Source organism: Enterobacter sp. CCUG 70166 (genome assembly GCF_020224095.1).
Taxonomy (GTDB): Bacteria; Pseudomonadota; Gammaproteobacteria; order Enterobacterales; family Enterobacteriaceae; genus Enterobacter; species Enterobacter intestinihominis.
In genome coordinates, this window is sequence record NZ_NRIQ01000006.1 from 50,750 (window position 1) to 74,739 (window position 23,990).

General features: G+C 56.1%; 21 protein-coding genes. 13 read left to right on the forward strand and 8 right to left on the reverse strand.

Annotation, left to right across the window (positions count from 1 at the left end; all coding sequences use genetic code 11):
• Nucleotides 1-22 precede the first annotated feature (22 nt).
• The 3 genes from fruA to fruB are packed head-to-tail and all read right to left on the reverse strand — an operon-like array spanning nt 23 to nt 3,793.
• A complete protein-coding gene (gene fruA / locus CKK19_RS03390; protein ID WP_022648704.1) occupies nt 23-1,708 on the reverse strand; it encodes a PTS fructose transporter subunit IIBC in 1,686 nt (561 codons plus the stop codon).
• Nucleotides 1,709-1,724: 16 nt separating this feature from the next.
• The gene (gene fruK, locus CKK19_RS03395) at nt 1,725-2,663 is read right to left on the reverse strand and encodes a 1-phosphofructokinase (RefSeq protein ID WP_006811313.1); all 939 of its coding nucleotides are present in this window, start codon (nt 2,661-2,663) and stop codon (nt 1,725-1,727) included.
• Entirely contained in the window at nt 2,663-3,793 is a 1,131-nt protein-coding gene (fruB, locus tag CKK19_RS03400; protein ID WP_045620892.1) for a fused PTS fructose transporter subunit IIA/HPr protein, read from the reverse strand. Before fruB ends, fruK begins: the two co-directional genes overlap by 1 nt.
• A gap of 75 nt (nt 3,794-3,868) precedes the next feature.
• On the opposite strand from fruB, the gene CKK19_RS03405 reads away from it, so the two are divergent.
• Both CKK19_RS03405 and setB read left to right on the forward strand, forming a co-directional pair.
• The gene (locus CKK19_RS03405) at nt 3,869-4,048 is read left to right on the forward strand and encodes a hypothetical protein (RefSeq protein ID WP_139152663.1); all 180 of its coding nucleotides are present in this window, start codon (nt 3,869-3,871) and stop codon (nt 4,046-4,048) included.
• Nucleotides 4,049-4,151: 103 nt separating this feature from the next.
• Nucleotides 4,152-5,333, forward strand: a complete 1,182-nt coding sequence (setB, locus tag CKK19_RS03410; protein WP_038416423.1) for a sugar efflux transporter SetB — start codon at nt 4,152-4,154, stop codon at nt 5,331-5,333.
• Here the strand turns inward: setB and CKK19_RS03415 are convergent.
• On the reverse strand, nt 5,330-5,584 hold the full coding sequence (locus CKK19_RS03415; protein WP_063853859.1) for a YkgJ family cysteine cluster protein: 255 nt from the start codon (nt 5,582-5,584) through the stop codon (nt 5,330-5,332). The genes setB and CKK19_RS03415 overlap by 4 nt on opposite strands.
• Before the next feature lie 164 nt (nt 5,585-5,748).
• Between CKK19_RS03415 and yeiP the strand changes: the two genes are divergently transcribed.
• The gene (gene yeiP / locus CKK19_RS03420; protein ID WP_003859355.1) at nt 5,749-6,321 is read left to right on the forward strand and encodes an elongation factor P-like protein YeiP; all 573 of its coding nucleotides are present in this window, start codon (nt 5,749-5,751) and stop codon (nt 6,319-6,321) included.
• 116 nt (nt 6,322-6,437) lie between these two features.
• Here yeiP and uxuA read toward each other — a convergent pair whose 3' ends face one another.
• Nucleotides 6,438-7,628 (reverse strand): mannonate dehydratase, encoded by a 1,191-nt coding sequence (gene uxuA, locus CKK19_RS03425; RefSeq protein ID WP_022648722.1) that lies wholly within the window; start codon nt 7,626-7,628, stop codon nt 6,438-6,440.
• A gap of 205 nt (nt 7,629-7,833) precedes the next feature.
• Between uxuA and CKK19_RS03430 the strand changes: the two genes are divergently transcribed.
• The 9 genes from CKK19_RS03430 (at nt 7,834) to yejF (ending at nt 19,424) form a co-directional block, all read left to right on the forward strand.
• On the forward strand, nt 7,834-9,300 hold the full coding sequence (locus CKK19_RS03430) for a mannitol dehydrogenase family protein (RefSeq protein ID WP_063853860.1): 1,467 nt from the start codon (nt 7,834-7,836) through the stop codon (nt 9,298-9,300).
• A 123-nt stretch (nt 9,301-9,423) separates the two neighbouring features.
• Entirely contained in the window at nt 9,424-10,410 is a 987-nt protein-coding gene (locus CKK19_RS03435) for a CobW family GTP-binding protein (protein ID WP_045308657.1), read from the forward strand.
• 33 nt (nt 10,411-10,443) lie between these two features.
• On the forward strand, nt 10,444-11,148 hold the full coding sequence (locus CKK19_RS03440) for a phosphatase PAP2 family protein (protein WP_023306616.1): 705 nt from the start codon (nt 10,444-10,446) through the stop codon (nt 11,146-11,148).
• 424 nt (nt 11,149-11,572) lie between these two features.
• A complete protein-coding gene (gene mepS, locus CKK19_RS03445; protein WP_003859364.1) occupies nt 11,573-12,142 on the forward strand; it encodes a bifunctional murein DD-endopeptidase/murein LD-carboxypeptidase in 570 nt (189 codons plus the stop codon).
• Between the two features lie 127 nt (nt 12,143-12,269).
• Nucleotides 12,270-13,823: a cyclic di-GMP phosphodiesterase gene (locus tag CKK19_RS03450; protein ID WP_063853861.1), complete on the forward strand. Its 1,554-nt coding sequence runs from the start codon at nt 12,270-12,272 to the stop codon at nt 13,821-13,823.
• 75 nt (nt 13,824-13,898) lie between these two features.
• Nucleotides 13,899-15,704: an extracellular solute-binding protein gene (locus tag CKK19_RS03455; RefSeq protein ID WP_038416428.1), complete on the forward strand. Its 1,806-nt coding sequence runs from the start codon at nt 13,899-13,901 to the stop codon at nt 15,702-15,704.
• A gap of 9 nt (nt 15,705-15,713) precedes the next feature.
• The gene (locus CKK19_RS03460; RefSeq protein WP_003859369.1) at nt 15,714-16,808 is read left to right on the forward strand and encodes a microcin C ABC transporter permease YejB; all 1,095 of its coding nucleotides are present in this window, start codon (nt 15,714-15,716) and stop codon (nt 16,806-16,808) included.
• The gene (locus CKK19_RS03465) at nt 16,808-17,833 is read left to right on the forward strand and encodes a microcin C ABC transporter permease (RefSeq protein ID WP_045308660.1); all 1,026 of its coding nucleotides are present in this window, start codon (nt 16,808-16,810) and stop codon (nt 17,831-17,833) included. The genes CKK19_RS03460 and CKK19_RS03465 overlap by 1 nt, the downstream gene beginning before the upstream one ends.
• A gap of 1 nt (nt 17,834) precedes the next feature.
• Complete coding sequence (yejF, locus tag CKK19_RS03470) at nt 17,835-19,424, forward strand: microcin C ABC transporter ATP-binding protein YejF (RefSeq protein WP_063853862.1); 1,590 nt, start codon at nt 17,835-17,837, stop codon at nt 19,422-19,424.
• 3 nt (nt 19,425-19,427) lie between these two features.
• Here the strand turns inward: yejF and CKK19_RS03475 are convergent, their stop codons facing one another.
• The 3 genes from CKK19_RS03475 to rsuA all read right to left on the reverse strand — a co-directional run bounded on the left by CKK19_RS03475 (nt 19,428) and on the right by rsuA (nt 21,971).
• Nucleotides 19,428-19,772 (reverse strand): YejG family protein, encoded by a 345-nt coding sequence (locus tag CKK19_RS03475; RefSeq protein WP_003859372.1) that lies wholly within the window; start codon nt 19,770-19,772, stop codon nt 19,428-19,430.
• A 276-nt stretch (nt 19,773-20,048) separates the two neighbouring features.
• A complete protein-coding gene (locus CKK19_RS03480; RefSeq protein WP_022648730.1) occupies nt 20,049-21,248 on the reverse strand; it encodes a Bcr/CflA family multidrug efflux MFS transporter in 1,200 nt (399 codons plus the stop codon).
• A 15-nt stretch (nt 21,249-21,263) separates the two neighbouring features.
• Complete coding sequence (rsuA, locus tag CKK19_RS03485) at nt 21,264-21,971, reverse strand: 16S rRNA pseudouridine(516) synthase RsuA (RefSeq protein WP_022648731.1); 708 nt, start codon at nt 21,969-21,971, stop codon at nt 21,264-21,266.
• Between the two features lie 151 nt (nt 21,972-22,122).
• Here rsuA and CKK19_RS03490 point away from each other — a divergent pair, with 151 nt between their 5' ends.
• Entirely contained in the window at nt 22,123-23,883 is a 1,761-nt protein-coding gene (locus CKK19_RS03490) for a DEAD/DEAH box helicase (RefSeq protein ID WP_063853863.1), read from the forward strand.
• Nucleotides 23,884-23,990: the final 107 nt, after the last annotated feature.

Consider the following 23,990-nt stretch of genomic DNA (forward strand, 5'->3'; position numbering starts at 1 on the left):
AAGCCGCCACCCGACACCTCTTTTAGGCTGCTTTTGCGACCACTTCCGCTTCCGGACGCTTCAGCACCGCGTAAGACAGACCCGCCACCAGCGTACCGGCAACAATCGCCAGCAGGTAGCCCAGCACCGGCGTGATGGCGCCAGGGATCAGCAGGACGAACAGACCGCCGTGCGGTGCCATCAGTTTCGCACCTACCGCCATGGAGATAGCTCCCGTTACCGCACCGCCGACGATACAGCATGGCAGAACACGCATTGGATCGCGCGCCGCAAACGGGATTGCGCCTTCGGTAATGAAGCACAGACCCAGCACCAGCGCCGCTTTGCCGCCTTCCTGCTGCGCTTTATCGAACTTACGACGGGCAATGATTGTCGCCAGGCCAAGTGCCAGCGGAGGCACCATACCTGCCGCCATGATCGCCGCCATAGGCGCATAGGTCTGGGTACTCAGCAGGCCAACGCCGAACGCGTATGCCGCTTTGTTTACCGGACCGCCCATGTCAGTACACATCATACCGCCGAGGATTGCGCCCAACAGCACCGCGTTCGCCGTCCCCATGGTTTGCAGCCAGTGGGTCAGACCTTCCAGAATGCCCGCGACCGGCTTACCAATCAGGTAAATCATCGCCAGACCGACCACCAGGCTGGAAATCAGCGGGATGATCAGGATAGGTTTCAGCGCCTCCATACTCTGCGGCAGCTTCAGCTTAGAGCTGATGAGCTTCGCCACGTAGCCGGCAAGGAAACCGGCAATAATACCGCCGATAAAGCCAGAACCAGTGCTCACGGCCAGCATACCGCCGATAAGACCCGGCGTCAGACCCGGACGGTCAGCGATGGAGAAGGCGATAAAGCCCGCCAGCACCGGCACCATCAGCGCAAACGCGGAGCCGCCACCAATCTGCATCAAGGCTGCCGCCAGCGTGCCCTGCTCTTTAAAGGCTTCGATACCAAAGGCAAAGGAGAGCGCAATACACAGGCCGCCCGCCACCACCATCGGCAGCATGTAGGAAACCCCGGTTAACAGGTGACGATAGGCACCCGCAGACTCTTTCTTACCTTCGCCAGGCGTTTTAGCCGCACCGGTCGCCTGATAAGGTTTGGCTTCCGCCAGCGCTTTATCAAACTCCTGCGCAGTTTTCTTCAGCGCCAGGCCGGTTGAGGTGCGGTACATCGGCTTACCGGCAAACTTCGCCAGATCCACTTCGATATCGGCCGCCACGATCACCAGATCGGCTTCGGCCACCTCTTCCGGCGTGATGGCATTACCCGCGCCAACAGAGCCGCGAGTTTCAACCTTCACCCACCAGCCGCGTTTTTTCGCTTCGGTTTCAATGGCTTCAGCCGCCATAAAGGTGTGAGCCACACCTGTCGGGCAGGCCGTTACCGCAACAATGCGTTTCGGCCCAGCGGTTGCGACCGGCGCGGCCTCAACGGGTGCGCTGTAAACCGTCGCATGACCTTTTGCTTCGCTCAGAAACAGTTCAGGGTGTGCCACCGCGCGGTTAATATCGCCCAGCCATACTTTTTTGCCGTTCAGGGCGCTGTCCGCGGGGATTTTGTCGCCCAGAACAATCGCCATTTCAGCATCACCCGGGTTATCAATGATATCCAGGTGCGCTTTTTGTGCCGCCGCGCCCAGCAGGGTCTTCGCCATATAGGCACGAGCCTGTCCGAGACCGGAGTCAATGATCAGCAGCGTTTTCATTATTCCTCTCCTGCTGTTAGTTAAAAGGTTTTAAGTCAACGCGCGCCATCATCGCGGCTAACTGGGTACGATCGGTAATACCGACATTGCTCTGGCTCACGGCCAGGGCCGCAACGGCGGTAGCAAGGCGTAGGGTATGTTCACTGGATTCGCGCATCAGCAGACCGTAGATTAGGCCGCCAACCATCGAATCCCCGGCACCCACGGTGCTGACCACTTCCATAGAAGGCGGTTTGGCAATCCATTCCCCGGAGGCGTTAACCCACAGAGCACCTTCTGCACCCAGCGAAATCACCACATGAGCGATACCCTGCTCGCGCAGCGCATGGGCAGCGTCAATCACATCCTTTAATTCTGGCAGCTTACGGCCCGCCCAGATTTCCAGTTCACGGCGGTTAGGCTTAACCAGCCATGGCGAGGCTTTCAGACCGGCGACCAGCGCGTCGCGGCTGCTGTCAAAAATAATGCACGGGCACTGGCTGCGCAGGCGCGTCATCCAGTCGGTGAACGCTTCCGGGCTGACGCCGGACGGCAAGCTGCCGCTGACGCACACCATGTCAAACTGGCCCAGCCAGCTCAGGGAATCGGCAACGAAGCGCTCCCAGTCAGCCGGGGTCACTTCGAAGCCAGAGAAGTTCAGATCGGTCACTTCACCGTCTTTCTCGGTCAGCTTAACGTTAATACGGGTACGGCCCTGCACAACCTGAAAACGGTTGGCGATGCCCAGTTCACTGAACAACTGCTGAAAACCGTCCTGGTTGTCTTTGCCAAGGAAGCCGCCAACGGTGACGTCGATGCCGAGATCTTTCAGCACCTTCGCCACGTTAATCCCTTTCCCTGCAGCATGCAGGCCGGTGGTTCGCACCAGGTTAACTTCGCCACGCTCAATTTCCGGGCAGAAGCCCACCAGATCGTAAGCCGGGTTCAGCGTAATGGTCGCAACACGTCTGCTCATTATGCGCCCTCCCCCAGACCGGCCGCGATGGCGTCGCCAATCGCTTTCAGCGCCTGTTCAGCATCAGCACCCTGCGCGGTAAAACGCAGACGATGGCCTTTCTTCACACCCAGCGCGACAACTTTCATCAGGCTGCGCCCGTTGGCTGGTTTACCCGAACCGTCCAGATTGGTCACGGTGATCTCACTTTCAAATTGTTTAATGGTATTCACCAGCATGGTGCCCGGACGGGCATGCAGGCCGTGTTCGTTACGCACCACGTACTCCGCGCTCAGCAGGTCGTCCGTCAGCGCATCGTCGCTGGTCAACACGGCCAGCACCGTCGCCGCGTCTGCGTTCAGCAATTTTTCAGCTTTATTATTCAGCAGCAGATCGCCAAGGCGCTTCAGCACGGATACCGGCTGATCGTCAGCCATGGCAACGGTTACCAGCATCGCGGCGCGTTCCCCGTCTGTCTCAAAGGCAACCGCAGCACGGCTGACCGCGATAGCACTGCGCAGGTTGCCTTCAGCACTGTCGTTCAGCCAGATGCCCTGACCCAGGTTTAAAGGCTTATCATTGATGGTGCGGGTCACAAAGGCGGTATCAGCCGCCCCCACCTCTTTCAGGCGAGCCGCGTTCAGCGCCTGGAGCGTCACCAGATCGGACGCAACGACGTCCAGCATCAGGGTTTCATTATCCAGCTTCAGTGCTTCGCTCTGTTTTTCGCCCATCAGCAGGGCACGCAGCTCTTCAGCAGTGGTGGCGGATTTAAGCTGTTCCGCGACGGCATCATCGCTCAGCACGTGCGTCAGCTGACGCAGCAGGCCCAGATGTTCGTCACCGCTGGCCGCGATACCGATCGCCACGTAAGCCACCTGCCCCTCGCCCCAGAGCACGCCCTGCGGGAACTGGTAAACCTGCACGCCGGTTTTCAGCACCTGATCGCGGGTGTCCGTGGTGCCGTGCGGAATTGCAATACCGTTACCGAGGAAGGTGGAGGTCTGCTGTTCACGCGCCAGCATGCCGTTGACGTAGCCGTCCGCCACGTTGCCAGCCTGCACGAGCGCAGCGGCGACCTGGCGAATAGCCTCTTCTTTGTTCCCGGCCTGTTCGCCCGGGTGGATATCCTGAACAGATAACTGGAACATGATTCCCCTCTCCTGCTGAAATTGAATCGTTTCAGCTTAACTGAGAAAATATGCGCTAACCTGCTTCTACAGGACATGCAAGATAGCGCTGAAACGTTTCAAGAAGTCTTGTCTTTTCTACAAAAGGTTGCAAGAAAAGTTACATTTCTTGTTGCAGAATTTAGAAGTGCAGCACATTTCTTCTTCAATAGGGAGGTTTTTGCTGATGTTCAGCAAACAGGTTCAGCACGCTTCAGCGAAACAGCGTTAAACTGAAATGCTATTTTGATTTATTGTGGCAATCTTGATTTTGCCCTCTGTTTATTTAATGACAGGCGGCGTAAACTCCGCCTCTCTCTGTTACTCGCAAAGACTGAACATGCATAACACCCCCGCTGCCGCCTCACCAAAGCCCTTTGATTTGACGTCAACGGCGTTTTTGATTGTTGCTTTCCTCACCGGTATTGCCGGTGCGTTACAAACGCCTACGCTGAGCCTGTTTCTGACCAACGAAGTCCACGCGCGTCCGGCGATGGTTGGCTTCTTCTTCACCGGGAGCGCCATCATTGGCATCCTGGTCAGCCAGTTTCTGGCCGGGCGTTCCGACAGAAAAGGCGATCGCAAAAGCCTGATTGTTTTTTGCTGTCTGCTGGGCGTTTTCGCCTGCGTGTTGTTTGCCTGGAACCGCAACTATTTCATTCTGCTGTTTGTTGGGGTGTTCCTGAGCAGCTTCGGCTCGACCGCCAACCCGCAGATGTTCGCCCTTGCCCGCGAGCATGCCGACCGCACCGGGCGGGAAGCGGTGATGTTCAGCTCGATACTGCGCGCGCAGGTGTCGCTTGCGTGGGTGATTGGCCCCCCGCTCGCCTACGCGCTGGCAATGGGTTTTGGCTTTACGGTAATGTACCTCAGCGCGGCGGTAGCCTTCGTGGTGTGTGGCGCAATGGTATGGTTCTTCCTGCCTTCCATGCGTAAAGAGCCGAAAGTGGCGACCGGTACGCTGGAAGCACCGCGGCGTAACCGGCGCGACGCACTACTGTTATTCATTATCTGTACGCTGATGTGGGGAACGAACAGCCTCTATATCATTAATATGCCGTTGTTTATTATTGATGAGCTGCATCTGCCGGAGAAGCTGGCCGGGATCATGATGGGAACCGCCGCGGGGCTTGAGATCCCCACCATGCTGATTGCGGGCTATTACGCGAAGCGCTTCGGCAAGCGCTTTTTGATGCGCATCGCCGCCGTTGCAGGGCTGCTGTTTTATATCGGTATGCTGACGGTTCATACGCCAGCCCTGCTTCTTGCTTTACAGCTGCTGAACGCCATTTATATCGGCATTCTGGCCGGTATCGGCATGCTCTACTTCCAGGATCTGATGCCGGGTCAGGCAGGCGCTGCCACCACCCTTTATACTAATACCACCCGCGTGGGCTGGATTATTGCAGGCTCACTGGCGGGCGTTGTGGCTGAAATCTGGAACTATCATACGGTGTTCTGGATTGCGCTGGTGATGTGCGTCCTGACGCTGAGCTGCCTGACGCGGATCAAAGACGTTTAAGGCGCGGTGAGCGCTTCCAGCTCAAGCAGGTAAGTCATGGCTTGCTGGCGCGTACTGCCGCACATTTCGGCGCCAGGCTGGAGCCCGGAGCACACCTTCGGGCGTAAAGGCGAGCCAAAGATCATGCACAGGTTGGAATCAGAGAGCTGAACGCAGCGGGTATTGGCAGGCTTGCCTTGTGGCATGCCTGGAATGGGGCTTGAGATGGACGGTGCGGTACAGCACGCGCCACAGTCGGAACGACAATCCATACATGCTCTCTGTTGGTGGCAGATGCCCGCGCAGTCGGGCATTGCGCGCACAGTAACACCTTTTATGTATTGATAGCAAAACCCACGAATTCCGCTTGCCTGAAAGGCCGCGCGCGAGTAATTTGGCGCGATATTTTTTACCTCCCGTAAACAGGATTACTGCAATGCCAAGAGCGAACGAAATCAAGAAAGGTATGGTACTGAATTACAACGGCAAACTGCTGATTGTGAAAGATATCGACATTCAGGCACCCAGCGCCCGTGGCGCAGCAACGCTGTATAAAATGCGTTTCTCCGATGTCCGTACCGGCCTGAAAGTGGAAGAACGTTTTAAAGGCGACGATATCGTGGATACCGTGACCCTGACCCGTCGCTACGTTGATTTTTCTTATATCGACGGCAACGAATACGTGTTCATGGATAAAGAAGATTACACCCCGTATATCTTCACCAAAGATCAGATTGAAGAAGAGCTGCTGTTTATTCCTGAAGGTGGAATGCCGGACATGCAGGTGCTGACCTGGGATGGCGTGTTGCTGGCGCTGGAGCTGCCGCAGACCGTTGATCTGGAAATCGTTGAAACGGCACCGGGCATCAAAGGCGCGTCTGCAAGCGCGCGTAACAAACCGGCTACCCTGACTACCGGTCTGGTCGTACAGGTGCCAGAATACCTGTCAGCGGGCGAGAAAATCCGTATCCATATCGAAGAAAAACGCTATATGGGTCGCGCTGACTGATTGTGGCGTTTGCCGGGTGGCGGCTGCGCCTTACCCGGCCTACAAAAACACAAAAACCGGCCTCAGAGCCGGTTTTTCGTAGGCCCGGTAAGCGTAGCGCCACCGGGCAATCAGGCTTACAGAAGCTCTGGATACTTCGTCATTTTCAGCGCCAGCTCAATACCGCGCACTTCCGCCATCCCTTTCAGACGGCCAATCGCCGAATACCCTGGATTCGTTTTCTTGCGCAGATCGTCCAGCATCTGATGCCCGTGATCCGGACGGAACGGGATAGGACGTACATCCCCCGCCTGCTTACGACGTACTTCTTCAGAGAGAATGGCATCCACCACCGCAACCATGTTCACGTCGCCGCCAAGGTGGGCTGCTTCATGGAAGGTTTTTGGATTCTCTTCACGGCAGGTTGCACGCAGGTGAGTGAAATGAATGCGATCCCCAAAGGTTTCGATCATCCGCACCAGATCGTTATCCGCACGCACGCCGTAAGAGCCCGTACACATGGTAAAGCCGTTGTAGATGCTGTCCACCGTCTCTTTTAGCCACTGCATATCCTCAATGGTCGACACGATACGCGGCAGGCCGAGGATTGGGCGCGGAGGATCGTCCGGATGGACCGCCAGCCGCACGCCCGCTTCTTCTGCCACCGGCACGATAGCGCGCAGGAAGTGCGCCATGTTTTCACGCAGCTGGTTTTTATCGATATCGCCATATTCCGCCAGGCGCGCGCGGAACTGATCGAGGGTATAGCCCTCTTCCGCCCCCGGCAGGCCCGCGATAATATTGCGAACCAGCTTCTCAATGTCCGCTTCACTGGCGGCATTGAACCACGCCAGCGCCTGCTGCTGCTCTTCGGCGGTGTAGTCTGCTTCCGCCCCCGGACGCTTCAGAATGTGTAGCTCGAAAGCCGCAAAAGCGATTTGATCGAAACGCAGCGCCTTCGAACCATCGGCCATTTCATATTCCAGGTCGGTACGCGTCCAGTCCAGAATTGGCATAAAGTTATAGCAGACGGTATCAATACCGCAGGCCGCCAGGTTACGAATGCTCTGCTGATAATTCGCAATCCAGGTTTCACACTCACCGGAGTGGGTTTTGATATCTTCGTGAACCGGAATACTTTCCACGACAGACCAGGTTAGACCCTTCTCTGCCAGCTGTGCCTGACGCTTTTGGATTTCCTCCACCGGCCACACCTGACCGTTCGGAATATGATGCAGCGCCGTGACCACACCCGTTGCGCCAGCCTGACGCACATCATCAAGAGAAACCGGATCGTTCGGCCCGTACCAACGCCAGGTTTGTTCCATTGCCCCACCCTCTCAAGTTGTTATACCAATATGGATTACCTCAATGACGACTACCATACATGTTTAATCGAAGTGGTCAACACAGCGCGCGACATTGATTGATCAAACTCACATAACCGGGATATTTACGGCTTACCAATTTAATTTGTTGTCATATAACTTTACACTGGCATTGTTAATTAATGGTTAATCAGGTGTGTACTACATGAAGACTATTGCCTCCACCGCGCTTCCTGCTCATGTCCAGCAGCCCCGCTACGATCGCGAGCAGTTACGCTCCCGCAGCGTCCATTTCGGCTTTGGCGCGTTCCACCGGGCGCATCAGGCGTTGTTAACAAACCGGGTGCTGAACGCCAAAGGAGGCGACTGGGGTATTTGTGAGATTAGCCTCTTTAGCGGCGATGTTCTCATGCGCCAGCTCCGCGCGCAGGATCATCTGTTTACCGTGCTGGAGAAAGGTGCCGAAGGCAATCAGCCCATTATTATCGGTGCGGTAAAAGAGTGCCTGAACGCAAAACTCGACTCGCTGGCAGCCATTATTGAGAAGTTCTGCGAACCGCAGGTGGCCATTGTCTCCCTCACCATTACCGAAAAAGGCTACTGCATCGATCCGGCGACGGGGAAACTGGATATGCACAACAGCCGCATTCTGCACGATCTTGAGCATCCGTCTGAGCCGCATTCCGCGCCGGGTATTCTGGTCGAAGCGCTTCATCGCCGCCGCGAGCGCAGCCTGCCAGCGTTTACCGTGCTCTCCTGCGACAACATTCCCGACAACGGCCACGTGGTGAAAAATGCCGTTCTCGGCATGGCCGGAAAGCGATCCGCAGAGCTGGCCGGATGGATCGAGGCGCACGTGAGCTTCCCTGGCACCATGGTCGACCGAATCGTGCCCGCCGCCACTGACGCCTCACTCGCGGAAATCACCCAGGAACTTGGCGTTGAAGATCCCTGCGCCATCAGCTGTGAACCGTTCATTCAGTGGGTAGTGGAAGATAACTTTGTCGCCGGGCGTCCGGAATGGGAGGTTGCAGGCGTACAGATGGTTGAGGATGTCCTGCCCTGGGAGCAGATGAAGCTGCGGATGCTGAACGGCAGCCACTCCTTCCTGGCGTATCTGGGCTACCTTGCCGGCTACGCGCACATAAATGAATGTATGCAGGACGACAGCTTCCGCGAGGCTGCCCGCAGGCTGATGCTGAATGAGCAGGCCCCTACGCTGCGCATCACCAACGTCGATCTGACAGCCTATGCTGACAGCCTGCTTGACCGCTTCGCCAACCCGGCGCTACAGCACCGCACCTGGCAAATCGCTATGGACGGCAGTCAGAAGCTGCCTCAGCGCATGCTGGATGGGATCCGCATGCATCTTGAGCGTAACACCGCCTGGCCATTACTGGAGCTGGGCGTCGCAGGCTGGATGCGCTACGTCAGCGGGACGGACGACCAGGGCAACGCCATTGACGTGCGCGATCCGCTGAGCGACAAGTTTCAGGCCATTGTCGCTACCAGCAGTGACGCAGAACGCGTTAGCGCCCTGCTGACGCTAAAAGAAATCTTTGGCGACGACCTGCCGAAAAACCCTGTCTTTGTCGAGGCAATCACCGGCGCGTACCAGCGCCTCGTCCGGCTCGGCGCGCGTCAGGCCGTTATCGAAACGTTAAAAATTTAGCGATTATTGCGTTTAAGGCGAACGGTTTTACGCTCCGTTCGCCCTCCCTCTTCTCAATGCCCGATTTTTTCGTCAGGATGATAGATAGTTGTTACTACATCACAATTATTTATCGGAGCGCACGTGACCAAAACCAACCTGATCACCGGTTTTCTCGGCAGCGGTAAAACTACGTCCATTCTGCATTTGCTGGCCAATAAAGATCCGGCGGAAAAGTGGGCCGTGCTGGTCAACGAATTTGGCGAAGTGGGGATCGACGGCGCGTTGCTCGCCGACAGCGGCGCGATGGTGAAAGAGATCCCGGGCGGGTGTATGTGCTGCGTGAATGGTCTGCCGATGCAGGTCGGGCTGAATACGCTGCTGCGTCAGGGCAAGCCTGACCGTCTGCTGATTGAACCCACTGGGCTGGGTCATCCGAAGCAAATTCTTGATTTACTGACCGCCCCGGTCTACGAGCCGTGGCTTGAGCTGCGTGCGACGCTTTGCCTGCTCGACCCCCGCCAGCTGCTGGATGAAAAAGCGATCAATAACGACAATTTCCGCGACCAGCTCGCCTCGGCAGATATCATCGTGGCGAATAAATCCGATCGCGCGACGGCTGAGAGTCAGGCCGCGTTCAATGCCTGGTGGCAGCAGGCTGGCGGTGGACGTCAGTATGTGCAGACCACCCAGGGCAACATTGATGGCGCCCTGCTCGATCTTCCCCGCCTCAACCAGACGCAACTGCCTGCCAGCGCAGAGCATTCGCATAGCCACGGCGCGAAGCAAGGTCTGGCTGCGCTGAGCCTGCCGGAACATCAGCGCTGGCGTCGAAATCTGAACAGCGGCCAGGGACACCAGGCCTGCGGCTGGATCTTCGATGCCGATACGGTTTTCGACACCATTGGTATACTGGAATGGGCGAGACTGGCGCCGGTTGAGCGGGTAAAAGGGATCATGCGCACCCCGGATGGTCTGGTGCGCATTAATCGTCAGGGCGAGGATTTCTTTATAGAAACCCAGAACGTCGCGCCACCCGACAGCCGGATAGAGTTAATTAGTGCGGTTAATACCGACTGGAATGCCCTCCAGTCAAGCCTGTTGAAGCTTCGTTTAAGTTTGGGCGGCTAACGTTGCCCCTGATTTCACACATTGCTGAAGACTATGACGACTCGACTTCCTGCTATTTTATTGCTCAACGCTGCCGGTCTGGCGCTCTTTTTCTCCTGGTATATCCCGGCGGATCACGGTTTCTGGTTCCCGCTGGATTCCGGGCTGTTCCACTTCTTTAACCAAGCGCTGGCGAAGAGTGAAGCCTTCCTGTGGCTGGTGGCGATCACCAACAACCGCGCGTTTGACGGCTGTTCGCTGCTGGCAATGGGCTGTCTGATGCTCTCCTTCTGGCTGAAGGAGGACAAAACGGGTCGTCGCCGTATTCTGATTATCGGCCTGGTCATGCTGCTGGCAGCCGTGATTATCAACCAGCTGGCGCAGCATCTGATGCCGGTTAAACGCGCCAGTCCGTCGCTCTCTTTCCCGAATATTAACCGCGTCAGCGAGCTGCTTCATATTCCAACCAAAGACGCCTCGAAGGACAGCTTCCCGGGCGACCACGGTATGATGCTGCTGATTTTTGCTGGCTTCATGCTGCGCTATTTCGGTAAAAAAGCCTTCGCCATCGCCCTGGTTATTGTGGTGGTATTTGCATTCCCGCGGGTGATGATTGGCGCTCACTGGCTGACAGATATCGCCGTAGGCTCCCTCACGGCGGTGTTAATTGGTTTACCCTGGGTGCTGATGACTCCCCTGAGCGATCGCGTAATAAGTATTTTTGATCGCTATCTTCCCGGCAAATTTAAACAAGTCTGAAACAAATAAATAACGCTAATTAACACCATTCATCAGGGATCGTTTTCGATCCCTGAGTCACTTCTTTCCGGCATCATTCAGCGCTGTCATCATTCCGTCATACAATTCGTGATAAAAATGAAGCAATTGCAGGGATTACCGGTATGAATGGCGGCATTTTGAGCAATTCCGCACTGTAACGTTGTGTATCACATTTTCTTATAAAAAAACGGTCTTTTTTGCTCGCAATGCCCTTTGCAATCGGTTAACCTCGAACTCGTTTTGCCCCATTGAGATAATTATTATCGTGGTGAATAATTTTGTGCGTTGTGCCACAGATTTCACCATAAAGAATTGTCTCATTGTGAACAGATAATTAGTCTCGTCACGGTTGGCATTTTTATAACGATATTTTCGTTAAGGACTTCAAGGGAAAACAAACAAAATGGTCAAATCTCAACCAATTTTGAGATATATCTTGCGGGGGATCCCGGCGATTGCAGTGGCGGTTCTGCTTTCGGCATGTAGTACGACGAACACCGCGAAGAATATGCATCCTGAGACGCGTGTTGTGGGAATGGAAGATTCCTCTTCACTGCAAGCCTCTCAGGATGAATTTGAAAATATGGTACGTAATCTCGACGTTAAGTCGCGTATTATGGATCAGTATGCTGACTGGAAAGGCGTGCGTTACCGCCTGGGCGGCAGCACCAAGAAAGGCATCGATTGCTCCGCATTCGTACAGCGTACTTTCCGTGAGCAGTTTGGGTTAGACCTTCCGCGTTCTACTTATGAACAGCAGGAAATGGGCAAGTCCATTTCGCGCACTAAACTGCGGACGGGCGATTTAGTCCTGTTCAGAGCAGGTTCAACCGGTCGACACGTTGGCATCTATATCGGTAACGATCAGTTTGTCCATGCTTCCACCAGCAGTGGTGTGACGATTTCCAGCATGAACGAACCTTACTGGAAGAAGCGCTACAACGAAGCTCGCCGCGTTCTGAGCCGTAGTTAATATTGCTGTCGTATCGTTGGTTATCCCTTGGCTGGCGATACGATTAAAAAAGCACTGCTCCGGCAGTGTTTTTTTTTGCCCGTTACACTGATAGACATCCCGCGTCATTTCAGGAATCACGACATCTATGTTTACCCGCTACTTCTCCAGCAACCGCAAGATACTGTTTCTCAGTATTCTGACGGGGTTGTTTACCGCCCTGCTTCTGAGTGCGTTACAGTTTTACTGGAGTTATCACAAGCGAGAAGTCAGGTACGATACCCTCATTACGGATTTAAGCGTCTACATGGAGAACTTTTTCGACGAGCTTAAAACCTCTATTGATACGCTCCAGCCGCTCACGCTGAACAGCTGTGAAGAGGTCAGTGCGGCGCTCACCTCACGCGCGGCCTTCAGTATTAACGTGCGCGCCTTTTTGCTGGTCCGGGATAAACAGGCCTTCTGCTCTTCGGCAACAGGTCCGATGAATACCCCAATGGAAACGCTTATCCCTCAGCTACACATCAGCAAACCTGTTGATATCGCGCTCCTGCCGGGTACGCCCATGCTGCCGGATAAACCCGCGATCGCTATCTGGTATCGCAATCCGCTGGTAAAAGACGGCGGCGTATTTACCTCCGTGAACATCAACCTGACGCCTTACCTTCTTTATACGTCACGTCAGGATGAATTTTCCGGAATATCGATCGTCATTGGCGACTCCGCGTTATCCACCCAGTCCGGAATGCTGGTTCAGGCGCGGGATTTGCCTGAGGTCCCTGCCCGCACCGCCACGCTGAAAAATATTCCTCTGACCGTTAACGTCTATGCGCAAGCCTGGAAGACCGATGAACTGCTCTACGCCGTGTTCTTCGGCCTGGTCTGCGGTATTGCGGCAGGTCTGCTGAATTTCTATATTCTCACTATCCGTCTGAATCCCGGGAAAGAGATCCTTACGGCCATCAAGCACGACCAGTTCTACGTGGTCTATCAGCCCGTCGTGGATGCGCAGTCGCTCAGAATGACCGGGCTGGAAGTCCTGATGCGCTGGAAGCACCCGGTGATGGGCGAAATTCCACCGGATGCCTTTATTAACTTCGCTGAAGCGCAGAAGCTGATTGTCCCGCTGACGCTGCATCTTTTTGACCTGATTATCCGCGATGCCCCTGTCCTGCAAACGGTGCTCCCGCCTGGGGCCAAGTTTGGGATCAACATCGCGCCCGGTCATCTGCATGCGGAAAACTTTAAGGAGGATATGCGCGCGTTTGCCGCTGCCCTTCCGCCCGATCACTTCCAGATTGTGCTGGAAATAACCGAGCGCGACATGATCAACCACCGCGAGGCAAATCAGCTGTTTGAATGGCTGCACAATGAAGGTTTTGAAATCGCCATCGATGATTTTGGCACCGGCCACAGCGCGCTGATCTATCTGGAACGCTTCACGATGGATTACCTGAAAATTGACCGTGGCTTCGTGAATGCCATCGGGACTGAAACCGTTACCTCGCCAGTGCTTGACGCGGTGCTGACGCTGGCAGAACGCCTGAATATGTTAACCGTCGCCGAGGGTGTTGAAACGCCCGAGCAGGCGGCGTGGCTGCGCGAGCATGGCGTGAACTATCTTCAGGGCTACTGGATCGGCCGACCAATGCCGCTGGAGCAGTTCAGGACGTGGCAACCCGACATCACGCTCGGGGAATAATTTCACAATCACGGCGCTGTCCCTTATTATTCTCCTCAACCGAGCCTGCCTGTGAACAAAGGGATCCGCCGCACTATGATTATGCGCGTTGTATTGATGCTGTTGGCGCTGGTGAGCCTGTCGAGCCAGGCGCAGACCATCAAAGAGAGCACGGCCTTTGCCGTCATTGGCGAGCCGAAGTATGCGGTCAACTTTACTCACTACGATTATGTGAACCCCGCCGCCCCGAAAGGCGGGAACGTGACGCTTTCCGCGACCGGAACGTTTGACAACTTTAACCGCTTCGCCCTGCGCGGCGTGGCGGCAGCACGTACCGAATCCCTCTATGACACGCTGTTCGTCACCTCCGACGACGAGCCCGGCAGCTATTATCCCCTGGTCGCTGAGAACGTGCGTTACGCCGATGATTTTAGCTGGGCAGAAATCGCGATTAATCCGCGGGCGCGTTTTCACGACGGTACGCCGGTTAGCGCCCGCGATGTGGCGTTCACCTTTCATAAATTTATGACCGAAGGCGTGCCGCAGTTTCGTCTGGTGTACAAGGGCACCACGGTGAAAGCCATCGCCCCGCTGACCGTGCGAATCGAACTCCCTGAGCCAAACAAAGAGAATATGCTGAGCCTGTTCTCCCTGCCCGTCATGCCCGAATCATTCTGGAAAAACCATAAGCTGAGCGATCCCCTCTCTTCCCCGCCGCTGGCCGGAGGACCGTATCGCATTACCGACTGGCGAATGGGCCAGTACGTGATCTATTCCCGCGTGAAAGATTACTGGGCAGCCACGCTGCCGGTAAACCGGGGCCGCTGGAACTTCGATACAATCCGCTACGACTACTACCTGGATGATAACGTGGCCTTCGAGGCATTTAAGGCAGGCGCATTTGATTTACGTGTCGAGAACAGCGCCAAAAACTGGGCGACCCGGTATATCGGAAAAAATTTCGCGAAAGGCTATATCGTTAAAGACGAACATAAAAACGAATCCGCGCAGGACACGCGCTGGCTGGCGTTTAATATTCAGCGCCCGGTTTTTTCCGATCGTCGGGTGCGTGAAGCTATTACCCTGGCGTTTGATTTCGAATGGATGAACAAAGCGCTGTTTTACGGAGCCTACAGCCGGGCGAACAGCTATTTCCAGAATACTGAATATGCCGCCCGCGATTATCCCCACGCGGACGAGCTGGTTTTGCTGGCCCCAATGAAAGCGGAGCTCCCGCCGGAAGTGTTCACCCGCCTATTTGAACCGCCAAAATCCGACGGAAACGGGTTCGACCGGGACAACCTGCTGAAAGCCAGCAAACTGCTGGATGACGCTGGCTGGGTGTTGAAAAATCGGCTACGAGTAAATGTTAAAACTGGTAAGCCGCTCAGCTTCGAACTGCTGATTGCCTCCGGCGCAAACGATCAGTGGGTGCTGCCGTTTAAGAAGAACCTTGCCCGTCTTGGGGTGACCATGAATATCCGCCAGGTCGATATTGCCCAGCTGACCAACCGCAAGCGCAGTCGCGATTACGACATGATGCAAACCCTGTGGGCTGCCCAGCCGTGGCCGAGTTCAGACCTGCAAATCTCCTGGGCATCGGGGTATATCGACTCCTCCTACAACGCTCCGGGGGTAAAGAGTCCGGTGATTGATGCGCTGATCGCGAAAATCGTTGCCGCTCAGGGCGATAAAGAGAAACTTCTGCCGCTCGGGCGCGCGCTTGACCGGGTGTTAACCTGGAACTATTACATGCTGCCGATGTGGTACATGGGTGAAGATCGCGTGGCCCGCTGGGACAAATTCTCCCTGCCCGCCGTTCGCCCGGTTTATACGCTTGGTTTTGATACGTGGTGGTATGACGTGAATAAAGCCGCAAAACTGCCCGCAGCGCGGCGTTGAGGAGTGACGATGGGCGCTTATCTTATCCGCAGGCTGCTGCTGGTTATCCCGACGCTATGGGCCATCATTACCATTAACTTTTTTATCGTGCAGATTGCCCCCGGCGGCCCGGTGGACCAGGCGATTGCGGCCATAGAATTTGGTCACGCTGGCGGCATGCCGGGCGGCGGCGGTGAAGGAATGGGGGCCAGCCATGCCCGGACGGGCGTGGGCAATATCAGCGAAAGCCACTACCGGGGCGGTCGGGGACTGGATCCGGAGGTGATCGCCGAGATCACCCATCGCTATGGTTTTGACAAGCCGCTGCACGAGCGATATTTCAGGATGCTCTGGGATTATGTCCGTTTCGATTTTGGCGACAGCCTGTTTCGCAGCGCCTCGGTGCTAACCCTGATCAAGCAAAGCCTGCCGGTTTCCATCACGCTCGGACTGTGGGGGACGCTGATTATTTATCTGGTCTCCATTCCGCTGGGGATCCGCAAAGCGGTCTACAACGGTAGCCGTTTTGATATCTGGAGCAGCACGTTCATTATCATCGGCTACGCTATCCCGGCGTTTCTGTTTGCCGTGCTGCTGATTGTCTTTTTCGCTGGCGGCAGTTATTTCGACCTCTTCCCGCTGCGCGGGCTGGTCTCTGCGGATTTCAGCACGTTGCCGTGGTATCAGAAAATCACCGATTACTTCTGGCACATCACGCTTCCGGTGCTGGCGACGGTTATCGGCGGTTTTGCGGCGCTTACGATGCTGACCAAAAATGCCTTTCTTGATGAGATCCGCAAACAGTACGTCGTCACCGCGCGCGCCAAAGGCGTCGGTGAAAAGCAGATTATGTGGAAGCACGTTTTTCGTAACGCCATGCTGCTGGTGATTGCCGGTTTTCCCGCCACGTTCATCAGTATGTTTTTTACCGGCTCTCTGCTGATAGAAGTGATGTTCTCTCTCAACGGTTTAGGGCTGCTCGGCTATGAGGCCACCGTCTCCCGTGATTACCCGGTGATGTTTGGCACACTGTACATTTTCACCCTGATCGGCCTGCTGCTGAATATCATCAGCGATATCAGCTATACGCTGGTCGATCCCCGTATCGATTTTGAGGGCCGCTGATGTTGCGTTTAAGCCCCGTCAATCAGGCCCGCTGGGCGCGCTTTCGCCACAACCGTCGCGGCTACTGGTCGCTGTGGATCTTCGCCGTCCTGTTCGCCTTAAGTCTGTGTTCCGAACTGATTGCCAACGATAAACCCCTGCTGGTGCATTTCAAAGATCGCTGGTACGTGCCGGTGCTTACTACCTATAGCGAAAGCGATTTTGGCGGTCCGTTTGCGACGCCAGCCGAGTATCAGGATCCCTGGTTACGTGAACAGATCGCGCAGCACGGCTGGGCGCTTTGGGCACCGATTCGCTTTGGCGCGAACAGTATTAACTACGCCACGTCCACCCCCTTCCCTTCCCCGCCTTCCTCGCAGAACTGGCTGGGAACGGACGCCAACGGCGGCGATGTGCTGGCGCGCATCCTCTATGGCACCCGCATCTCGCTCCTGTTTGGGCTGCTTCTGACGCTCTTTAGCAGCGTGATGGGCGTCGTGGCGGGCGCCGTGCAGGGCTATTACGGTGGAAAAATCGATTTGTGGGGGCAGCGCGTAATTGAAGTCTGGTCCGGTATGCCGACGCTGTTTCTGATTATCCTGCTGTCCAGCGTAGTACAGCCTGGCTTCTGGTGGCTGTTAGGCATCACCGTCCTGTTCGGCTGGATGGCACTGGTCGGCGTGGTGCGCGCGGAGTTTCTGCGCACGCGAAATTACGATTATATTCGCGCCGCGCAGGCATTAGGCGTGAGCGATCGCGCAATTATCTTCCGTCACATGCTTCCCAATGCGGTGGTGGCGACCCTCACCTTCCTGCCGTTTATTTTGTGTAGCTCCATTACCACCCTGACGTCGCTTGATTTTCTTGGTTTCGGTTTGCCGCTGGGCTCGCCGTCTCTTGGCGAACTGCTGTTGCAGGGCAAAAACAACCTCCAGGCCCCCTGGCTGGGCATCGCCGCATTCCTCTCCGTGGCTGTGCTGCTTTCCCTGCTGATTTTTATTGGCGAAGCCGTGCGCGATGCCTTCGATCCCAACAAGGCGGTATGACATGACCCGGCCTCTTCTGAGCATAGAAAATCTGTCGATTGCGTTTTCAAAGCAGGGCGAATCTCGCCCGGTGGTGACGGATTTATCGTTGCAGATCCAGCGCGGAGAGACGCTGGCGCTGGTCGGGGAATCCGGCTCCGGTAAGAGCGTTTCGGCACTGTCGGTGCTGCGCCTGCTCCCTTCCCCGCCGGTCAGCTATCCGCAGGGGGATATTCTGTTCCATGGACAATCCCTGCTGAACGCTGATGAGCAAACCCTGCGCGGCATTCGTGGCAATAAGATTGCCATGATTTTTCAGGAGCCGATGGTGTCGCTCAATCCATTGCATACGCTGGAAAAACAGCTCTATGAAGTGCTGTCACTTCATCGGGGAATGCGTAAAGAGGCAGCGCGGGGGGAAATTCTGGACTGCCTTGAACGCACCGGCATTCGTAATGCGGCGAAACGGCTGAACGATTTCCCGCATCAGCTTTCCGGCGGCGAGCGCCAGCGCGTGATGATCGCGATGGCGCTGCTGACGCGCCCCGAACTGTTGATTGCGGATGAACCCACCACCGCGCTGGACGTCACGGTGCAGGCGCAAATTCTGCAACTGCTGCGTGAACTGCGCGACGAGCTGAACATGAGCCTGCTGTTTATTACGCATAACCTGGGCATCGTGAAAAAGCTCGCTGACGCGGTGGCCGTGATGCAAAACGGCCGCTGCGTCGAACAGAACAGGGCAACTGCCCTGCTGAGCGCGCCTCAGCACCCGTATACACAGCGCCTGCTCGATAGCGAACCCTCTGGCGACCCGGTTCCGCTTAACGCTGACAGCGCACCGTTGCTGAAGGTTAAGGACCTGTCGGTGTCATTCCCGATCCGCAAAGGCATTTTGCGTCGCGTGGTCGATCACAATCATGTTCTGAAAAACATGAGCTTCTCTCTGCGTCCGGGCGAGTCGCTTGGGCTTGTGGGCGAATCCGGTTCGGGCAAAAGCACCACCGGCCTGGCGCTGCTGCGCCTGATCGCCTCGCAGGGAAGCATTCTCTTTGACGGCATGCCGCTGCAAAACCTGAGCCGCCGCCAAATGCTGCCCGTCCGCCCGCGGATGCAGGTGGTCTTTCAGGATCCGAACTCTTCGCTGAACCCGCGGCTGAGCGTATTGCAGATTATTGAAGAGGGCCTGCGCGTTCATCAGCCCGCGCTGACGGCACAACAGCGTGAAATCGACGTGAAGCGGGTGATGGCGGAAGTGGGTTTAGATCCCGAGACCCGGCACCGGTATCCGGCTGAGTTTTCCGGCGGACAGCGCCAGCGTATAGCGATTGCCCGCGCGTTGATCCTGAAACCGGAGCTGATCGTGCTGGACGAGCCTACCTCTTCACTGGACCGCACCGTGCAGGCGCAAATTCTGGCGCTGCTGAAGGGGCTACAGGAAAAGCATCGGCTGGCCTATATCTTTATCAGCCACGATTTACAGGTGGTGCGTGCGCTTTGCCATCAGGTGGTGGTATTGCGGCAGGGAGAAGTCGTTGAGCAGGGAGAGTGCCAGCGCGTATTCACTGCGCCTGCGCAGGATTACACGCGCCAGCTATTGTCCGCTGACTAGCACTCAGAAAGGATATTGACCGGAGAACGGTTCGGCAATCGCCACGCCGAAGTTTTTCAGACGGCAGGTCGCAGCAAATTCATCCTGGCTGTTAACAAACAGGCACGGCTCACCTTCGCATTCCAGCACGGAGCTGTCTACTTCGATGTCCGTCAGCGCCTGGCTGAGACGTTCCATAACCGGCCACGCATTTTCATCGCTCGGGCTAAGCAGCTTGAGCGCCACCAGACAATTATCCTCCCCGGCAACGCTTTGCGGAATCGGTTCAACTTTCGAACCTGCAAAACCCGTCGACCAGCGATAGCTCTGGGGCAAGCGATGGACAATGGAGAGTTGTAATGTATTCACGTTCAGATCCCCGGAAGCAAATTTACTTCACAATTTATTTACATTTATAGTAACACATCATCGCCAACCTGCACTGTTTAGCGGATTTTATAGGCGTTGCAGGCTCGCGTCGGCGCTATATGTACCCGTTTCTGCGATCTAACTCAACCTTTTTAAATACAATGATGTGACTTTTTACATAAATAGATTTTACATAAAAGAAACAAACACCGGGTAAACGAACCGAGGGTTGGTTGATATGGGTCAACAAAAAGGCCCGTTTCGGGCCTTAAGTGCTCATTTATGCGCCGTCTTACGGGGCCGGCTGGCGTAAAGATAGAAGAGGATGGAGCAAGTCGCGCAGAGGGCAATCGCCCACAGCATCGGCCAGGCAGTATTAAACGTCGCCATTGAGAGCAGCGCCCCGACAATCGCGCCAATCCCGAAACGGAACGTCCCTGCCAGCGACGAGGCGGTGCCCGCCATATGCGGGAATTCGTCGAGGATCACCGCCATCGCGTTGGATGAGACCATCGAGACGCAGCCAACAAACGCCGCCACGCCCACCACCAGCGCCCAAAAACCTACGCCCAACAATGCGCTCAATACCAGCCAGATAGCCATCACGAACTGGATCCACAGCCCGGCGCGGAACATATTCAGCGCCCCGACCCGCCGGACAAAGCGGCTGTTGATAATGGTCATCACAAACAGGAACACGATATTCAGCGCGAAGTAGTAACCAAAGTGCTGGGGTGACACATGGTTCAGTTCGATGTACACAAACGGCCCCGCGCTCAGGAACGAAAACATCCCGGCAAAGCTAAAGCCGCTGGCAAGCATATAGCTCAGCACGCGCTTATGGCGAAACAGCGAGGCAAAGTTGCCAAGCGTGGTGCGGACGTGAAACTTCTGACGGCGCTCGACCGGCAGCGTTTCATCGATAAAGACGAAGATCATCACCGAGGCCAGCAGCGCGGCAATCGCCAGGATCCAGAAAATCGCATGCCAGCTGAACCACACCAGCACCGCCCCGCCCACCATGGGGGCGACCAGCGGCGCAATGGTTGTGACCAGCATGACGAACGACATCATGCGTGAGAACTCTTCCTTCGGGTAGATGTCGCGCATCAGCGCGTTAATCACCACGCTTGCCGCAGCCGCAGCCAGGCCATGAAAGAAACGCATCACGATCAGCTGATCGATACTCTGCGCCAGCGCGCAGGCCACCGCCGCCGCGGCAAATATCAACGTCCCGCCCAGAATAACGGGTTTGCGCCCCAGGCTGTCTGCCATTGGGCCATAAAAGAGCTGGCCGAGCGCAAAACCAAGAATGTAGGTGCTGAGCGTCATCTGTGCGCTGCCTGCCGGTACGCCAAACTGCGCGGAAATCACCGGCAGCGCGGGCAGATACATATCGATAGACAGCGGCATCAGCATGGCCAACAGGCCAAGGATAAATACGATTTTAAACGACGAGTGTGGCCTGGTGGTCACAGGGTTCTCCTGAATTTAGCGTGAAAGCAGCCCGACGCTGGCAATCTCTTCTTCCGTCAGCGGGCGATATTCCCCTGGCGCCAGGTCTGGATCGAGTTCAATCGCGCCGATACGTTCACGATGCAGCCCCACAACGTGGTTGCCCACGGCGGCAAACATCCGTTTCACCTGGTGGTAACGGCCTTCACTGATGGTCAGACGGACGTCCGTTGGGGTAATGACTTCCAGCACCGCCGGTTTGGTCAGATCTTTTTCATTATGTAGCTGAACGCCTTTCGCGAATTGCTCTGCCGTGTCATCCGAGACCGGCGACTCAAGTGTCACCCGATAGGTTTTCTCACAGTGATGGCGCGGGGAGGTGATGCGGTGCGACCACTGACCGTCATCGGTCATCAGCACCAGGCCGGTGGTATCAATATCCAGTCGCCCTGCCGCATGCAGCTTGTGCGCCACAGGTTCGTCGAGGAAGTAGAGCACCGTCGGGTGATCCGGATCGTCCGTTGAACAGACGTAACCTTCCGGTTTGTTGAGCATGAAGTAGCGCGGGCCATTCTGCTGGGTCAGCGGGTTGCCGTCATACTCCACCTGGTGGTCAGGCTGGAGTTTAAAAGCGCTGTCTTTCACAATGTCGCCGTCCACGGTTACGCGGCTGGCGCGAATTTCACGCCCGGCAATAGCGCGGCTTACGCCGAGTTGCTGAGCGATAAACTTATCAAGTCGCATGAAATCTTTTTAGCCTTAATGGTGCTGGAAGTCGGACTACGCGTCCGAAAAAGAAGCAGTCAGAAACAGTTCAGTATAATGGTCTGGTTGCGCCACTCAAGGGAAAAAGTTTCGTGGCATACTATATGCGAGTTAACTGAATAGAGAAGCCATGACGTTCACACTACGCCCCTATCAGCAAGAAGCCGTTGATGCCACCCTCGCCTGGTTTCGCAAACACCGGGAACCCGCCGCCATCGTGCTCCCGACCGGAGCCGGTAAAAGCCTGGTGATTGCCGAACTGGCGCGCCTGGCTCGCGGGCGCGTGCTGGTGCTGGCGCACGTAAAAGAGCTGGTGGCGCAAAACCACGCCAAATATTGCGCGCTCGGCCTGGAGGCCGATATTTTTGCCGCCGGGCTGAAGCGCAAAGAGAGCCACGGGAAAGTGGTGTTTGGCAGCGTACAGTCCGTTGCGCGCAACCTGGACCTGTTTCGCAGCGAGTTTTCCCTGCTGATTGTCGATGAGTGTCACCGCATCAGCGATGACGACGACAGCCAGTATCAGCAAATCCTCACTCATCTGAAAGAGGTGAACCCTCACTTACGCCTGCTTGGCCTGACCGCCACGCCATTTCGTCTGGGCAAGGGCTGGATTTATCAGTTTCATTATCACGGCATGGTGCGTGGCGATGAAAAGGCCCTGTTCCGCGACTGTATCTATGAGCTTCCGCTGCGCTACATGATCAAGCATGGCTATCTGACGCCACCGGAGCGGCTGGATATGCCGGTCGTGCAGTACGATTTCAGCCGCTTACAGGCGCAGAGCAACGGGCTGTTCAGCGAGGCGGATCTTAACCATGAGCTGAAAAAACAGAAGCGGATCACGCCGCATATCATCAGCCAGATTGAAGAGTTTGCGCAAACGCGCAAAGGGGTGATGATTTTTGCTGCTACCGTCGAACACGCGCGTGAAATCACGGGGCTTCTGCCCACCAACGACGCGGCGTTAATTACCGGTGAAACCCCCGGGCCGGAGCGCGACAGCCTGATTGAGGCTTTCAAAGCCCAGCAGTTCCGCTACCTGGTGAATGTCTCCGTATTAACCACCGGGTTTGACGCACCGCACGTTGACCTGATTGCGATTCTTCGCCCAACCGAATCCGTCAGCCTGTACCAGCAGATTGTCGGCCGTGGCCTGCGCCTGGCACCGGGCAAAACCGACTGTCTGATCCTCGATTATGCCGGTAATCCGCACGATCTCTACTCCCCGGAAGTGGGCACGCCAAAAGGCAAGAGCGACAACGTGCCGGTACAGGTGTTTTGTCCGGCCTGCGGGTTTGCCAACACTTTCTGGGGCAAAACTACCGCCGACGGCACGCTGATCGAACATTTTGGCCGCCGCTGTCAGGGCTGGTTTGAAGACGATGAAGGCCATCGCGAACAGTGTGATTTCCGCTTCCGCTTCAAAAACTGCCCGCAGTGCAACGCCGAGAACGATATCGCTGCCCGCCGCTGTCGGGAGTGTGACACGGTGTTGGTCGACCCGGATGACATGCTGAAAGCGGCGCTGAAACTGAAAGATGCGCTGGTGCTGCGCTGTTCCGGCATGGTCTTACAGCCCGGTGCGGATGAAAAAGGCGAGTGGCTAAAGATTACCTATTACGACGAGGACGGCGCAGACGTCAGCGAGCGGTTCAGGGTCCAGACGCCCGCCCAGCGCACCGCGTTCGAACAGCTCTTTATCCGCCCGCATACCCGCACGCCCGGCGTGCCGCTGCGCTGGATAACCGTTGCCGATATCGTGCGCCAGCAGGCGCTGCTGCGCCATCCTGATTTTGTTGTCGCCCGTAAAAAAGGGCAGTTCTGGCAGGTGCGTGAGAAGGTCTTTGACTATGAAGGACGCTTTCGCCGGGCAAACGAATTGCGCGGTTAACGGGACTTTTCGTTGATGCGCGAGCCATTTGAGTATAAAATGCCGCCCGCTTCACATCCGTGAGGCAGAACACTCACCTGCTGCTGGGTCGCCTGTAGCAGGGTTTT